Source organism: Actinophytocola sp. (assembly GCF_050699935.1).
Classification (GTDB): domain Bacteria; phylum Actinomycetota; class Actinomycetes; order Mycobacteriales; family Pseudonocardiaceae; genus Actinophytocola.
Map to the genome: position 1 here is coordinate 1 of NZ_JBOHGB010000172.1, position 14,362 is coordinate 14,362.

The window sequence follows — 14,362 nt, forward strand, 5'->3', positions numbered from 1 at the left end:
GCGCGGGCCCGGGCCGAGGCGGACCGGCTGCGGTCGCGGGTGGCCGGCGCCATCGCGAGCGATCAGAGCCGGCCGGTCGAGCAGCGCGCCGCGGCGTACGAGGCCGTGCTCGCCGTGCAGCCGTGGCGGCACGAGATCGCCGAGGAGCTGGTGGCGATGTGGTGGCAGGCCGGGGACGCGACCCGGGCCAAGGAGGCCGACCGTCGCCATCTCGTCACCGAGTGAGGCCATCGTGAGGCGTCGTGAGGCCGTCGTGAGGCCGTCGACCCGCCCGTCGGGCCGGTCGGTAGGGTGCTCGCGCCCGGGTGCACATGGCCACCGGATCAGTGGTTTCACGGTTGGTTCACGGTGTCGGCGCATCGTGTGGGCGAACCAGGCCAGGGGGCCTACCAGTGTGGAACGTGGAGGGGAACCATGAAGCTCACCAACAGCGGCGCGCGCCTGCTCGCGGCCGTCGTGGCGGCCGGGGCAGTCGCCACCACCGCGGCGTGCCAGGACGGCAACACGGCGGCGCCGGAGACCGTGACCCAAGTGCAGACGGTCACCGAGGATCCGGCGGCCGCCGACGACACCGACACCGCCGACACGGACGCCGGCGACTCGGATGCCGGCGACTCGGGTGGTAACGACGCCGCGGCGGCGAGTGTGCCGGAGTCCTGGCCGGACCAGGACTTCCCGCTGCCCTCCGCCGCCACCGTCTCCGCGTCCGATGGGGACACTCAGGCGTTCGTGCTCCATGCCACGGACCCCAATGCGGTGGTCGCGTTCTACCGGGACGCGCTGCCCGCCGCCGGTTATCAGATCACCACCGACAAGGGCGTCATCGCCGGTGGGGTCGACATCGCCGGCCTGCGGTTCACCGGACACGGATACTCCGGCAAGATCGCGATCGTGGCCAACACCGTCACCATCAAGCTGACCTGACGGGCCGCGGCCGTAAGCCGCCCCGGGTCAGGTGTAGATCCTGACCCGGGCTCGAAACTCGCGGGGAGACATGCCCTTCACCACACGGAACCGCCGGTTGAAGTTCGACAGGTTCGGGTAGCCGCAGTCCGCGGCGATGTCGGCGACCCGCCGGTCGGTCTCCAGCAGCATCCGGCACGCGGCGTTGATCCGCACGCCGTTGAGGTAGTCGGTGATCGTCGATCCGGTGGTACGACGGAAGAATCGGCTCGTGGCCGTCGGGGTCAGGTGGGCCACGCCGGCCACCATGTCGAGGCTGATCGGTCGGGCGTACTCGGCGTGCAGCAGCCGGATCACCGCGTCGATCCGGTCGCGGGTCCTGCCGCCCGGCGCGGGCCGGTGGCCGGCGCCGGCGAGCGGCTGGGCGTCGCCGTCGCGAGCCAGCCGGACGAGGGTGGTGAGCAGGCCGAGGGTTCGCTCGGCGGGCGGCATGCCGGGCAGCTCGGCCAGCGGGGCACCGCCGGCCGGCAGGCGCAGGCCGCGCGAGGACCGCGTCAGCAGCGCGGAGACCTCGGCGAACTCCGGCCGGTCGAAGAAGCCGGGACCGAAGGAGTCCCGGCGAAACTGCGCGACGACGGCCTCCTGACCGTCCCCTATGGACGCGTAGGTGTGCGGCAGCTCGGGACCGATCAGGGTGAGGTCACCGGGGCGGTAGTCCTCGACGGAGTCACCGACGAACCTGGTGCCCATGCCCCTGGTGATCAGGGTCAGCTCGAACTCGCGATGGAAGTGCCACAGGAATGCAAACCTGGGCTCCCGCCGCACGAACAGGGTCCACGACAGGTGCGGGCTTGTCTCGATGTGTTCGAACGTCGCACGCATGTCCGTCCTCCCGGTCAAGAGGGTATCGGAACCGGTCACCGGCGGACTGGCGTCGCCGCTTCGGGAAAGGTGACCCTGGATGACATGACCACTACGCACGCCGATCTGCACAGCCACTACGAGCTCGACCGGGGCGCCGCTGCGATTCTGGCCGAGAACGGCTTCGTCCAGCTGTCCGGCGTGCTCAGCGGCGCGACGGTCGAGGCATACGAGCCGGAGATCACCGCCAAGGTGATCGAGTTGAACACCCAGCACCTCCCGCTGGCCGAGCGGAACACCTACGGCAAGGCGTTCCTCCAGATCACCAACCTGTGGCGGCACAGCGAGCTGGTCCGCGAGTTCGTGTTCGGCAGGCGCCTGGCACGCATCGCGGCCGAGCTGCTCGGTGTGGACGGCGTTCGGATGTACCACGACCAGGCGCTGTACAAGGAACCCGGCGGCGGCATGACGCCGTGGCACGCCGACCAGTACTACTGGCCACTGTCCACCGACCGGATGATCACGGCGTGGATTCCGTTGCAGGAGACCGGAATGGAGATGGGACCGCTGGCCTTCGCCGCCGGCAGCCACCGGTTCTCCCACGGCCGCGACCTGGAGATCAGCGACGACTCCGAGCGGCAGCTCGGCGAGGCGCTGTCCGCACAGGGCTTCCCGCTCGTGGTGGAGCCGTTCGCCCTCGGCGACGTCAGCTATCACCTCGGCTGGACGTTCCACCGGGCATCCCCGAACAACTCGCCGTCCCCGCGGCGGGTCATGACGATCATCTACATGGACGCCGACATCACGGTCGCCGAGCCCGTGAACGAGCACCAGCGGGTGGACCTGCGTACGTGGCTGGCGGGCGCCGAGGTCGGCGACGTGCCGGACGGCCCGCTGAACCCGGTGCTGTACCGCGGAAAGTAGTGTCCCCGCCGGGAGTCTGTTGGGTAAGTCGGTGGATCCAGGTTTCTGCTGGCAAGGTGCCGATTCGCCCTCGTACTGGACCGTACTTGGGCGGATCGGCAACGCCGCCAGCGGGAAGCTGGGCCGGCGAATTGTCTGACAGACTTCCGGCGGGGGACACTAGGTCGTCGGCGGTACGGTCTCGGATGTGCTGACGGGTGAGCCTCGGGAGCGGGAGCCGGCGCGGGTCACGTGTGCCGACGACTGCTGCGCGCCGCCCGCCTCCCCGCCGACCGCGCGCCCCGGTGCCGAGCGCCGGGCGGTGCTCGCCCGGCGGGTACGGCTGCTCGTGGCCGCGACCATCGCCTACAACGTGATCGAGGCCGTCGTCGCGATCGGCGCCGGTGCGGTCGCCTCGTCCACCGCGCTCATCGGGTTCGGGCTCGACTCGGTCGTCGAAGTCGCCTCGGCCGCGGCGGTCGCCTGGCAGTTCACCGCCACCGACCACGAGACCCGAGAACGCACGGCGTTGCGGGTCATCGGGTTCTCCTTCTTCGCGCTCGCCGCCTACGTCACCGTCGGGTCCGTCCGCGCACTGCTCGGCGCCGACGCCGCCGCCCACTCGACGGTCGGCATCGTGCTGGCCGCCGTGTCGCTGGCGGTCATGCCCGGCCTGTCCTACGCCCAGCGCCGCGCCGGCCGCGAGCTCGGTTCCAGCAGCGCGGTCGCCGACTCCAAGCAGACCCTGCTGTGCACGTACCTGTCCGGCGTCCTGCTGGTCGGCCTGCTGCTCAACAGCACCCTCGGTTGGTGGTGGGCCGACCCCGCCGCCGCACTGGTCATCGCCACGGTCGCCGTCAAGGAGGGCCGCGAGGCCTGGCGCGGCGACCACTGCTGCTGAACCCGTCGCCGGATCGACTACGCAAAGTTGTGTCTTGATTGTCTCGGCCACATCTGGCCTAATCTCACCTGTAAGACCGTATGACTGTCGGACAAGGCGGCATCTACGTGGCAAGACGACCATCAACAGCTGACCCGAACGTGGTCACGATCATCAACGCCGGCAGGCTGCTGACCGGTGAGCTGACGGCACCGGTCGCTGACGGTGACACCGTTCGGATCGTCGACGGTCGCATCGACGCGATGGGCGGTGCCGAGCTCGCTGAGGGAACGGTGCTCGACGTCCGGGGCATGACCGTGGCCCCGGGTCTCATCGACTCGCACTCCCACGTCCTGTTCGGCGACTACACCCCGCGCCAGCAGGCCGTCGGGTTCCTAGAGCGATACGTGCACGGCGGCGTGACGCAGGTGGTGTCGGCCGGGGAGATCCACATCCCGAACCGGCCGCGCGATCCCGAGAGCGTCAAGGGCCTGGCCCGGCTCGCCGCGGGCTCCTGGCGCGAGCACCGGCCGGGCGGGATGAAGGTGAACGCCGGGGTCGTCCTGCTCACGCCGGGCCTGACCGCCGGGGACCTGGCCGAGCTCGCCGGCGAGGGCATCCGGCTCGCCAAGTACGGGTTCTCCGTCTACCCCGAGCCGGCGGCCGCCCGCGAGGACGTCCGCAACGCCCAGCGCAACGGGATCGTCGTCACCGCCCACTCCGGCGGGCCCACCGCCGCCGACGGCGTGCCGGTCGGGGCCGAGCTGCTGATGGAGCTCGGCCCGGACATCGCGGGACACGTGAACGGCGGTCCGACGTCGCTGGACGACGACGGCGTGCGCACGCTCGTTCGCGAGACCGGCATCATCCTGCAGCTGGTCCAGGCGGGCAGCCTGCGCTCCGCGCTGGTGATCCTCGACGCCGTCCGCGAGGCGGGGGCGGCGCACCGGGTGATCCTCGGCACCGACACCCCGACGGGCACCGGCGTGATGCCGCTGGGTCTACTCAAGACAGTCGCCGAGCTCAGCTCGCTCGGCGAGGTCGATCCCGCGGTGACGTGGGCATGGGGATCCGGCCGGGTCGCCGACGCGTTCGGGCTCTCCGGCGGGCGCCTCGCGGTCGGCCAGCCCGCCGACCTCGTCGTGATCGACACGCCACTCGGCTCGGTCGCCGACGACGCGGAAGGAGCGCTGGCGCGCGGGGACATTCCGGCCGTGGCGCTGGTGATGATCGACGGAAGGGTCCACGTCGACCCGAGCGACGTCTCCCCTCGACCTCGTGACCGCGTGCGGATCCGTCCGGCGCGGCAGTGACCGACCGACCACACGCGACTTCGGAGGAGATGGCATTGAGCAGAGCCGGCGCGGCCCTGATCGACGTGCTTGCCGCACACGGGGTGACACACATCTTCGGCCTCGTCGGATCGTCCACAATGGAGGTTTACGACGCGCTGTTCGACAGCAAGGACGTTCGCTACGTCGGGGCGAAGGACGAGCGCGCCGCGGCCGGGATGGCCGACGGCTTCGCCCGTGCCACCGGGCGGCTGGGCGTCGTGATGGCCGGGCAGAGCGGCCCCGGGGTGACGAACCTCGTCAGCGGGCTCGCGGCCGCGAAGGCCGCCCGCTCGCCGGTCGTCTCGATCGGTGGCGCCGTGTCGACCATGCACTGGCAGCTCGACGCGTTCCAGGAGGTCGACCAGGAGACGATGCTGGCGCCGGTGACCAAGGCCGTGCTCGCGGCCTACCGGGGCGACCGCGTCGCCGACGTCGTCGACCGGGCATGCCGGCTCGCCCTGACCCATCCCATGGGCCCGGTGCACGTCAACATCCCCCGCGACGTGCTCGCCGAGGAGTGCGCGCCGGTCGACCGGGCCGGCATCGCGCCGGCCACGGCGCCCGCCGTGGTCGACCAGGCGGCGGCGACGGAGCTCGTGCGGTTGCTCGAGACCGCCCGCCGGCCGGTGCTCGTCGCCGGGGCGGGTGTCAAGTGGACCCGGTGCGGGGAGCTCGTCCTCGCGCTGTCGCACCGCTTCCAGGCCCCGGTCACGACGTCGGCCGGGCACCGGGACGCCGTGCCCAACGACCACGAGCTGTTCCTCGGGCAGATGGGCGCGCGCGGGTCCGCGCTGGCGAACGAGGTCATCGGCGAAGCGGACCTGGTCGTCGGGATCGGCACCCGGTTCGGGTTCAACTCGACGTTCTTCGATCCGACGATGTTCGCCGCGGACGCCGTCGTCGTCCAGACCGACGTCGACCCCGCCGAGCTCGGCCGGTACGTCACCGGCGCGCACACCGTGCACGCCGACAGCCGCGCGCTGTGCGCCCTGTTGCTGGCCGAGACCGCGGCGACCGAGCCGAGCACGGACACCCGATGGGCGCGGGCCGTGCGAGACCGCGTCGCGACGATGCGGCACGGCCGCCGCACACCGCCACCCGAGACCCCGGCCCTCGACCCCGACCAGTTCTTCCACGTCATGCGCGAATGCCTGCCGCGCAACGCGATCGTCACCCTGGACGCGGGAACGTGGTGCCTGCGGGCCTCGGAGCTGCTCGACTTCCACGGCGCGCCCGCGCTGTTCACCCCGCTCGACTTCGCCTCACTCGGGTTCGCCTTCCCGGCCGCGATCGGCGCGAAGATCGCGTTACCCGACCGTCCGTGCGTCGCCACGATCGGCGACGGCGGAGCCTTGTTCGCGATCAGCGAGCTGGCGACACTGCGCGAATACGACGTCGCCGTCGTGCTCGTCATCATGGACAACAACGCCTGGGGCGCCGAGAAGGCGTACCAGCACGACTACTACCGAGGCCGGTTCATCGGCACCGACCTGCCGGCGAACGACTTCGTCGCGATCGCCGAGGGCTTCGGCGTGCGGGGCCGGCGAGCGGCCACCGGCACCGAGCTCGCCGACTGCCTCAGCGAGGCGATCGCGGCCAACCAGCCCCGCGTCGTGAGCGTCGCGGTGGACCCGAACGTCCTTTACAGCTTCCGCAAGGACATCTTCAGCGACGCCAAGACCTGACCGAGCGGCCGCGACGACTGCTGGCACACCGCGACGTCGCACCACAGCCAGCACGGCGGCCACGTCTCCGGTTCCATCGAAGGAGAAATGTGATGCGACACAAGCGAACGATCGCACTGCTCGCGAGCAGCCTTCTGATCATCTCGACCGCCTGCTCCCGCAACGACCCCGCCGCGCAGGACACCGCCGCCGAGCCCGACTACCCGACCGAGGCGCTGGACATGACCGTCGCGTTCGGCGCGGGCGGCGGCGTGGACATCATGTCCCGCACGATCTCCAAGCTGCTCACCGACAACGACCTGTACCCCGGCGACATCACCGTCACCAACCGGGAGGGCGGCAGCGGGTCCAAGGGCTACGGCTACGTGTTCAACCGCACCGGCAGCGGCTACGACATGGCCGCCACGAGCGGCAGCTTCATCTCGACGCCCATCCAGGCCAGCACGACGTGGCAGGCGACCGAGTTCACCCCGGTCGCGTTGCTCGGCACGGACGAGGTCGTGGTCTGGGTCAACGCGGACTCGCCGTGGCAGAGCCTCGAGGACCTCATCGAGGCGTCCAAGAACACACCGATCACGGTCGGCGGCGCGGGCATGACGACGATCGACTTCATCGCCTTCAAGCAGTTCGGCGAAGCCGCGGGCGTCAAGTTCAAGTACGTGGCGCACGACAGCGGCCCGGAGGCGGCGAACAGCCTGCTCTCCGGCAGCGTCAACGTCCTGTCCCACAGCGCCAGCTCGCTGTACGGGCTGTACGAGTCCGGCGACATCCGGCCGCTCGTGATCGGCGGTGAGAACCGGCTCGAGCAGTTGCCGGACACGCCGACCTTCGACGAAGCCGGCTACGACATCACGGTCAGCCAGCCGCGTGGCCTGGTCATGCCGCCCGACGTGCCCGACGACGTGGTGGCCTGGTGGGAGGACGCGCTGACGAAGCTGAGCGAGCTGCCCGAGTGGCAGGACTACCTCGAGGAGAACTTCATCTCCGAGCGCGTGCTGTTCGGCGACGACTTCGCCGGGTACCTCGACGAGACCGTCGCCAGCTACACGTCGGCGCTGCAGGGCTGACCCATGTCGGGCGAACCGCGGCCGGACGATGCCGGAAGGCTCATGTCCAAGTCCGTCACGGCCTCGATCTTCCTCGTCTACTCGGTGGCCTTCCTGGCCGTCGGGCTGCGGTACCCGATGCTGACCGACGGTGGCCAGTTCGGGCCCGGTTTCTTCCCGCGGGTCACGGGCGTCGTCCTCGTCGGGCTCTGCGCGTGGAACCTCTACCGCGAGCGAGGGGCCGAGCGGAAGCGCGCCGAGCGGGTCGACGTCCGCGACGCGCTGCTCATCCTGGTGCTCCTCGCCGGGTACGTCGTCGGGATGTACCTCGTCGGGATGACCATCCCGACGTTGGTGTTCGCGCTGCTGTTGCTGCTGCGGTTCAACCGGGGTCGGCTGGTCGCGAACCTGGCGTTCGCCGCCGCGCTGACCGCGAGCGTCTACCTCGCGTTCGGCGTGTGGTTCGACGCCGCGCTTCCCGTCGGCCTGTTCACCGTCGCGGGGTTGCCATGAGTGTGGTCAACAACGTGCTCGGCGGGCTGGCCGATGCCCTGTCCGCACAGAACCTGCTGTTCCTGCTGATCGGTGTGTCGCTCGGTGTCGTGGTCGGGATCCTGCCCGGCCTCGGCCCGACGGCCGGCATCGCGATCCTCATCCCGCTGACCATCGGCATGGACCCCACGTCCGCGGTCATCATGCTGGCGGCCATCTACTACGGCGCCATGTACGGCGGGTCGATCACCGCGATCCTGATCAACCTGCCGGGTGAGTCGGCATCGGTCGCCGCCACCTTCGACGGATATCCGCTCGCCCGGCAGGGCAGAGCCGGCCCCGCACTGGTCATCCAGGCCGTCGCCAACTTCGTCGGCGGCTTGTTCGGAGTCGTGCTGCTGTCCGCGCTGATCGGGCCGATCAGCCAGGTCGCGCGGTCGTTCGGGCCGAGCGAGCTGCTGCTGATCGTGTTGCTGGGACTGGTCACCATCATCGGGATCGTCGGCCAGGACAAGGTGAAGGGGGCCATCTCGGCGCTGTTCGGGTTCAGCCTCGGCACCGTCGGCGTGGACCTCGCCAGCGGCGCGAGCCGGTTCACCTTCGACGAGCCGTCACTGATCAGCGGCGTCAGCTTCGTGGCCGTCGTGATCGGGCTCTTCGGCATCGCCGAGGTGCTCCAGAACGTCAGCGCCGGCCAGCACCGCATGACCGGCAAGATCCACGCCCCGTCCATGCGGAAGAACTTCCTGCCCTCCCGCGCGGACTGGCGCGAGAGCGCCTTCGCCTTCCCCCGGGCCACCGGAATCGGCTTCCTCATCGGGCTCGTGCCCGGCGCCGGCGCGTCGGTCGCCTCCTTCATCGCCTACGCCGTGGAGAAGTCGGTGTCCCGGGTCAAGCACAAGTTCGGCAAGGGAGCCATGCCGGGCCTGGTGTCGGTCGAGGCGTCGATCAGCGCCTCCTCCCCCGGCGCCATGGTCCCGATGTTCGCGCTGGGCATCCCCGGCTCCGCGGCCACCGCGGTGCTGCTCGGCGCGTTCGTCCTCTGGGGACTGACCCCGGGCCCGGAGCTGATGACCGAGCACGCGGACTTCGCCTGGGGCGTCATCGGCAGCCTGTACCTCGGCAACGTCGCGCTGCTGGTGTTCTGCATCGCGGCGATCCCGCTGTTCGTGCAGATCCTGAAGGTGCCATACGCCTTCCTCATCCCGAGCATCGTGATCCTGTGTGTCGTCGGCACCTACGCGGTCGGCGCGAGCTACATCGACCTGGGCATCATGGTGGTACTCGGCATCATCGGCGTCCTGATGAAGCGCCACGGCTACTCGCCGGCCGCCTCCGTGGTCGCCTTCGTGCTCGGACCGCTCGCGGAGAACTCGTTGCGCCAGACGCTGATCATCTCCAGCGAGGACCCGGCGTTCATCCTCGGCCGGCCGTACTCGATCGCGCTGGGCGTGCTGCTGCTCGCCGTGCTGGCCGGCTGGCTCGCCATGCGTGTCCCGGCCGTCCGGGCACGGGTGCGGCGCCGCCGGACGACCCCCGACGGGCCGGCCGATCCGGGCGGGCCGGACGCGCCGGCCGGTTCCGAGCGAGAGGACGCACACCGATGACGTTCCCGCGTGCCGGACAGGTCTGGTATGGGTACCGAGGCCGACTCGGCCAGCCACGTGTGAAGGATGGTGTTGGACATGACCACGGGCAAGCCCCCGATCGAGCTGACCAGGACAGTCGCCCCGATTCGCACCCAGGTGGCCGACCTGCTTCGCAAGATGATCATGGACGGCACCTTCGCGCCCGGCGAGCGTCTCGTGGAGCGGGTGCTCTGCGACATGATGGGCGCGAGCCGTTCCACACTCCGCGAGGCCCTTCGGAAGCTGGAGACCGAGGGGCTGGTCACGGTCAAGCCCGGCCAGGGACCCGCGGTCGCCGAGGTGGACGAGAAGGGGATCCGCGACCTCTACGCGGTCCGCGAGGCGCTGGAACAGCTGGCGATCACGCTGTTCCTGAAGAACGTCACCGAGGACGGTCTCGCCGACCTGGAGCGGGCGTTCGAGGTGCTGAAGGCCGCCCATGCCACCGGCGACGTGAGCCTGGCCATGCGGGAGAAGCAGGCGTTCTACCGCGCGCTGTTCGCCATCGCGGGCAACGACGTGATCTCCGACGTCGCGGACAAGCTCTACGCCCGGACGACCAGCGTGCGGCTGCTGTCCTACTCCCACGCCGGCCGGCTCGGGGAGGGCCTGCGGGAGCTGGAGCTCGTCATGACCGCGATCCGGCGCGGAGACGGACCCGCCGCCATGGAGGCGTACGCCGCGCACATGGCCAAGGCGATGGAAGCCGCCGTGCAGTCGCTGAAGACCAAGCAGCCCTAGTTCCACGCCGAGTGACGCACGGCTGTCGGGACCGGAGCGTCTCGAAAGGACACGACACATGACCGCCCTGCTGTTCTCCCAGATGACCCCGCCCGCGGCCGCGGACACGGAGTTCAACTCCTGGTACGACGGGGAACACGTGCCGGCCAGGCTCGCCCTGCCCGGTTTCCGGAGCGCGCGGCGCTACCGGTCGGCCGAGGGCACCGGCGAGTACGTGGCCGTCTACCACGTCGACGGGCTGGACGCCTTCGACACAGACGGCTACCGGCGCCTGCGGGCAGCACCGTCGCAGCGCACCACCGCGATGCTGGACGCGGTCACCGGGTTCACCCGCTTCACCTGCACGGTCCAGTCCGGGGTCGGCTCGGCACCGGAGAACGCCTACCTCTACGTCGTCGCGTTCCCTGTACCACCGGACCGGGTCGCCGCGTACGACGAGTGGTACGAGCGGGAGCACACCGACATGCTCATGGCCGCCGACGGCTGGGCCGGCGTGCACCGGCTGGTGGTGGTCGACGCGGCCGGCGGGCCGTGGACGCACATCACTTTCCACTTCCTCACCGACCTCGCCGCGATCGACTCGCCGGAACGTGCCGCGGCCAGGGCCGCCCCGCTGCGCAGCGCCCTGGTGCGGGAACCGTGGTTCGGTCGCTCACGCCGCTGGGTCTACGAACCGCTGCGAGTCGCACCGGCACGAGGCACGACCCGTGATGAGGAGGGTGAACCAACATGACACCCGTCGCGTCCACCTCAAGATCAAATCAGGGCGAGGGGCTTCCCCCCCGCACCTCAGGGGACCGTGACGCAAGCCAGCCACAAGCACGTGCCCAACAAGAGCCTCCCGCTCCCCAACGCAACCAACACATCGAATTGCGGAGAGGCGGAACAGGATTCCGGGGAGGCGGAACTACCACCGAGGTGATCGTCGTCGGCGCCGGGGCCGCGGGACTCGTGCTCGCCCTGAGCCTGCACGAGATCGGCGTCGACTGCCGGGTCTACGAGGCGGTGCCCGAGCTGGCACCGCTGGGCGTCGGCATCAACCTCCTCCCCCACGCCGTACGGGAGCTCGACCAGCTCGGGCTCCTCGCGGCGCTCGACGCCCGCGCGGTGCGCACCAAGGACGCGTCCTACTTCAACCGGTTCGGCCAGCACATCTTCACCGAGCTCGCCGGGGAGTCGGCCGGGTACCCGTGGCCGCAGTTCTCCATCCACCGCGGCGACATGCAGACGGTGTTCCTCGACGCGGTCCTCGACCGGCTCGGCCCGGACAGCGTCGTCACCGGGCACCGGTGCGTCCGCGTCGAGCAGGACTCCGGGTCGGTGACCGCGCACTTCCAGGACCCGGACGGCGCCGAGCTGCCCCCGGTGCGCGGCTCGATCCTGGTCGCCTGTGACGGCATCCACTCCGCGGTGCGCGGGCAGTTCCACCCCGACGAGGGCGATCCGGTCTACTCAGGACTGACCAGCTACCGCGCCGCCGCGCCGTTCCCGCCGTTCCTCAGCGGCGCCAACACCGCGCGGATCGGTTGGATGGACGTGGGCAAGCTGATCGTCTACCCGATCCGCGACGACGTCGACGGCGAGGGCCGCCAGCTCGTCAACTTCGTCGCCACGCTCAAGCGCCCGCATCCGAACTCCTACAGCTGGACCAAGGAGGCCAGGCCGCAGGACTGGTTCCCCCCGTTCGCCGACTGGCACTTCGACTGGCTGGACGTTCCCGAGCTGTTGCGCTCTGCCGACCCGGTCCTCGTGTTCCCGATGGTGGACCGGGACCCGCTGGACCGGTGGACCTTCGAGCGCGCCACGCTCGCGGGCGACGCCGCGCACCCGATGACGCCGCGGGGCTCGAACGGAGCCGGTCAGGCCATTTTGGACGCCCGCTTCCTCGCCGGCCGCCTGAAGCGGCGGGGTGTCGGCCCGGCCGCGCTGGCCGAGTACGAGGCGACCCGCCTGCCGGCGACGGCTGACGTCGTGCGGATGAACAGGACGAACCCACCCGACGCCATCCTCCGCGAGGTCTACGAACGCAGTGGCGACAAGCCTTTCGACGACATCAACGACGTCATCCCGGCCAGCGAGCTGCGGGCGATCATCGACCGTTACCGGGAGGTGGCCGGCTTTGACGTCGAACAGCTCAAGCGGCGGCCGTCGTTCGTCTGAACCCGTGCGCTTCGCCGTACGCAAGTGGATCGAGCAGGTCGAGGAGATCGTCCACGACGGCGGACCGCCCCCGGGCGAGCCGCTGCGCCGGGCGGTCGCCGCGGCGGTCGTCGCGAACCCGGTGGCCGGCCGGTACGTCGAGGACCTCGGCGAGCTGGTCGAGCCGAGCGACGTGCTGGGCGAGGAGCTGGGTCGCCGGGCGCGCGCACTGCTGGCGGGCCGGGCGGTCGAGGGGTACGGCAAGGCGGGCATGTGCGGGGTCGAGGGCGAGCAGGAGCACGTGGCGGCCTGCCTGACCACGAGGTTCGGGGACGGCCTGCGGCGCGGGGTCGGCGGTGGGCGGGCGTGGCTGGCGTCGACGAAGAAGGTCGGCGGTGCCGGGGAGAGCCTCGACATCCCGATCGCCTACCGGGACCACCTCAACGTCCGCTCGCACTACGACACCGTGACGCTGCGCGTGCCGGACGCGCCGCGGCCACGTGAGCTGCTGATCGCCGTGGCGGTCACGAGCCGGGGCCGGGTGCACGCCAGGGTGGGCGGCCTGACCCGCGCCGAGGCCGACCGCCTCGTCGAGTCGCCCGGGCCGGCCGAGGCGGACGCATGACTCAGGCCAGCATGGCGAGCCCGACGAGCGACGTCGTGCCGACCAGCAGTGTCGACAGCAGACCGAGCAGCAGCGCCCGGCCGCCGGTGCGTACCAGGCGGCCGATCCGCACCGCGCAGCCCAGCCCGAACAGCGCGCCCGCGAGCAGCAGCGTGCAGGCGACCGCGGCGACGTCCAGCGCCCCGGCCGGCACCACGTTCGTGCTGCGCAGGACGGTCGCGGCCAGGAAGCCCAGCACGAACATCGGCACCAGCGGTGGGCGAGACCCGTCGGACCGCCGCGGCCTCCTCCGCCGCTCGTGCACGCTCACCAACGCCACCATCGGCGCGAGCAGCACCACCCGGCTGAGCTTGACCACCACGGCCAGCGTCACGGCGGCCGCACCCGCCGGCGTCGCCGCCGCGACCACCTGGGCCACCTCGTGCACCGCGAGCCCGGACCACGCACCGACGTCCAGCGGGGCCAGGCCGAGCCAGCGGCCGATCAGCGGGACCGCCGCGATGGCCAGGCCGCCGTAGCAGGTCACCAGCGCGATCGCGGTCGCGACGTCGGAGTCCTCCCGCTCCACGACGTCCTCCATCGCGGCCACGGCCGACGCACCGCAGATGCCGAAACCCGTGCCCACCAACAGGGACAGGCCGCGCGGGACCCCGATGAGCCGGCCGAGCCAGACGGTGCCCAGGAACGTCACCGCGACCGTGAGCACGATCGCCACGATGAGACCGGCGCCGAGGTCGAGCACCACCGGCAGCGCGAGCTGCAACCCCAGCAGCACGACACCGACGCGGAGCATCCGCTTCGTCAGCCGCGCGATGACCGCGCGGGTGGCTTCGGGCAGCACCGGCGTCGAGCCGACCGCGACACCGAGCACGACCGCCGCGGTGAGCACGCTGACGACCGGCAGGACCAGGTTGACCACATAGGAGATCGCGACCGCGGCGAACGTCACGCCGAGCGCGGGTGCCAGGGTCGACACGGAACGGACCGGCGACGTCACCCCACAATCCTGAATGGACACCGGCGAACCCGCTACCCGGCAACGGACTAGGAGGTCATGCCCCGTGGCTATGAGCGAACTGGACATCGAGTCACTACGACTACTCGTCCTCGTCGGCAGACTCGGCA

The 14,362-nt window shown here is 70.9% G+C and carries 15 protein-coding genes; 13 read left to right on the forward strand and 2 right to left on the reverse strand.

From position 1 onward, the window contains the following. A partial coding sequence (locus tag ACRDTB_RS33145) for a hypothetical protein (RefSeq protein ID WP_431436159.1) occupies positions 1-225 on the forward strand: 225 nt, incomplete at its 5' end. A gap of 189 nt (positions 226-414) precedes the next feature. Further along, positions 415-924 carry a hypothetical protein gene (locus ACRDTB_RS33150; RefSeq protein ID WP_431436160.1) on the forward strand — a complete coding sequence of 170 codons (510 nt, stop codon included), beginning with the start codon at positions 415-417 and terminating at the stop codon, positions 922-924. Between the two features lie 27 nt (positions 925-951). Here the strand turns inward: ACRDTB_RS33150 and ACRDTB_RS33155 are convergent, their stop codons facing one another. Further along, positions 952-1,785 carry an AraC family transcriptional regulator gene (locus ACRDTB_RS33155; protein ID WP_431436161.1) on the reverse strand — a complete coding sequence of 278 codons (834 nt, stop codon included), beginning with the start codon at positions 1,783-1,785 and terminating at the stop codon, positions 952-954. Positions 1,786-1,869: 84 nt separating this feature from the next. Between ACRDTB_RS33155 and ACRDTB_RS33160 the strand changes: the two genes are divergently transcribed. The 11 genes from ACRDTB_RS33160 (at position 1,870) to ACRDTB_RS33210 (ending at position 13,237) form a co-directional block, all read left to right on the forward strand. Next, positions 1,870-2,688 carry a phytanoyl-CoA dioxygenase family protein gene (locus ACRDTB_RS33160; RefSeq protein ID WP_431436162.1) on the forward strand — a complete coding sequence of 273 codons (819 nt, stop codon included), beginning with the start codon at positions 1,870-1,872 and terminating at the stop codon, positions 2,686-2,688. A 190-nt stretch (positions 2,689-2,878) separates the two neighbouring features. Then, a complete protein-coding gene (locus tag ACRDTB_RS33165; protein WP_431436173.1) occupies positions 2,879-3,568 on the forward strand; it encodes a cation transporter in 690 nt (229 codons plus the stop codon). Positions 3,569-3,648: 80 nt separating this feature from the next. Next, complete coding sequence (locus ACRDTB_RS33170) at positions 3,649-4,860, forward strand: amidohydrolase family protein (RefSeq protein ID WP_431436163.1); 1,212 nt, start codon at positions 3,649-3,651, stop codon at positions 4,858-4,860. A 35-nt stretch (positions 4,861-4,895) separates the two neighbouring features. Beyond that, positions 4,896-6,566, forward strand: coding sequence for a thiamine pyrophosphate-binding protein (locus ACRDTB_RS33175; protein ID WP_431436164.1), 1,671 nt, complete (start codon positions 4,896-4,898; stop codon positions 6,564-6,566). A 92-nt stretch (positions 6,567-6,658) separates the two neighbouring features. Further along, positions 6,659-7,633: a Bug family tripartite tricarboxylate transporter substrate binding protein gene (locus ACRDTB_RS33180; RefSeq protein WP_431436165.1), complete on the forward strand. Its 975-nt coding sequence runs from the start codon at positions 6,659-6,661 to the stop codon at positions 7,631-7,633. Between the two features lie 42 nt (positions 7,634-7,675). Continuing rightward, on the forward strand, positions 7,676-8,125 hold the full coding sequence (locus ACRDTB_RS33185; RefSeq protein WP_431436166.1) for a tripartite tricarboxylate transporter TctB family protein: 450 nt from the start codon (positions 7,676-7,678) through the stop codon (positions 8,123-8,125). After that, the gene (locus ACRDTB_RS33190; RefSeq protein WP_431436167.1) at positions 8,122-9,711 is read left to right on the forward strand and encodes a tripartite tricarboxylate transporter permease; all 1,590 of its coding nucleotides are present in this window, start codon (positions 8,122-8,124) and stop codon (positions 9,709-9,711) included. The genes ACRDTB_RS33185 and ACRDTB_RS33190 overlap by 4 nt, the downstream gene beginning before the upstream one ends. A 78-nt stretch (positions 9,712-9,789) precedes the next feature. Next, positions 9,790-10,473, forward strand: coding sequence for a GntR family transcriptional regulator (locus ACRDTB_RS33195; RefSeq protein ID WP_431436168.1), 684 nt, complete (start codon positions 9,790-9,792; stop codon positions 10,471-10,473). Between the two features lie 58 nt (positions 10,474-10,531). After that, positions 10,532-11,206, forward strand: coding sequence for a hypothetical protein (locus ACRDTB_RS33200; protein ID WP_431436169.1), 675 nt, complete (start codon positions 10,532-10,534; stop codon positions 11,204-11,206). Between the two features lie 185 nt (positions 11,207-11,391). Further along, positions 11,392-12,633 carry a flavin-dependent oxidoreductase gene (locus ACRDTB_RS33205; RefSeq protein WP_431436170.1) on the forward strand — a complete coding sequence of 414 codons (1,242 nt, stop codon included), beginning with the start codon at positions 11,392-11,394 and terminating at the stop codon, positions 12,631-12,633. Between the two features lie 4 nt (positions 12,634-12,637). Beyond that, entirely contained in the window at positions 12,638-13,237 is a 600-nt protein-coding gene (locus tag ACRDTB_RS33210; RefSeq protein ID WP_431436171.1) for an amino acid synthesis family protein, read from the forward strand. Between the two features lies 1 nt (position 13,238). Here the strand turns inward: ACRDTB_RS33210 and ACRDTB_RS33215 are convergent, their stop codons facing one another. Beyond that, positions 13,239-14,234, reverse strand: coding sequence for a YeiH family protein (locus tag ACRDTB_RS33215; RefSeq protein WP_431436172.1), 996 nt, complete (start codon positions 14,232-14,234; stop codon positions 13,239-13,241). Positions 14,235-14,362: the final 128 nt, after the last annotated feature.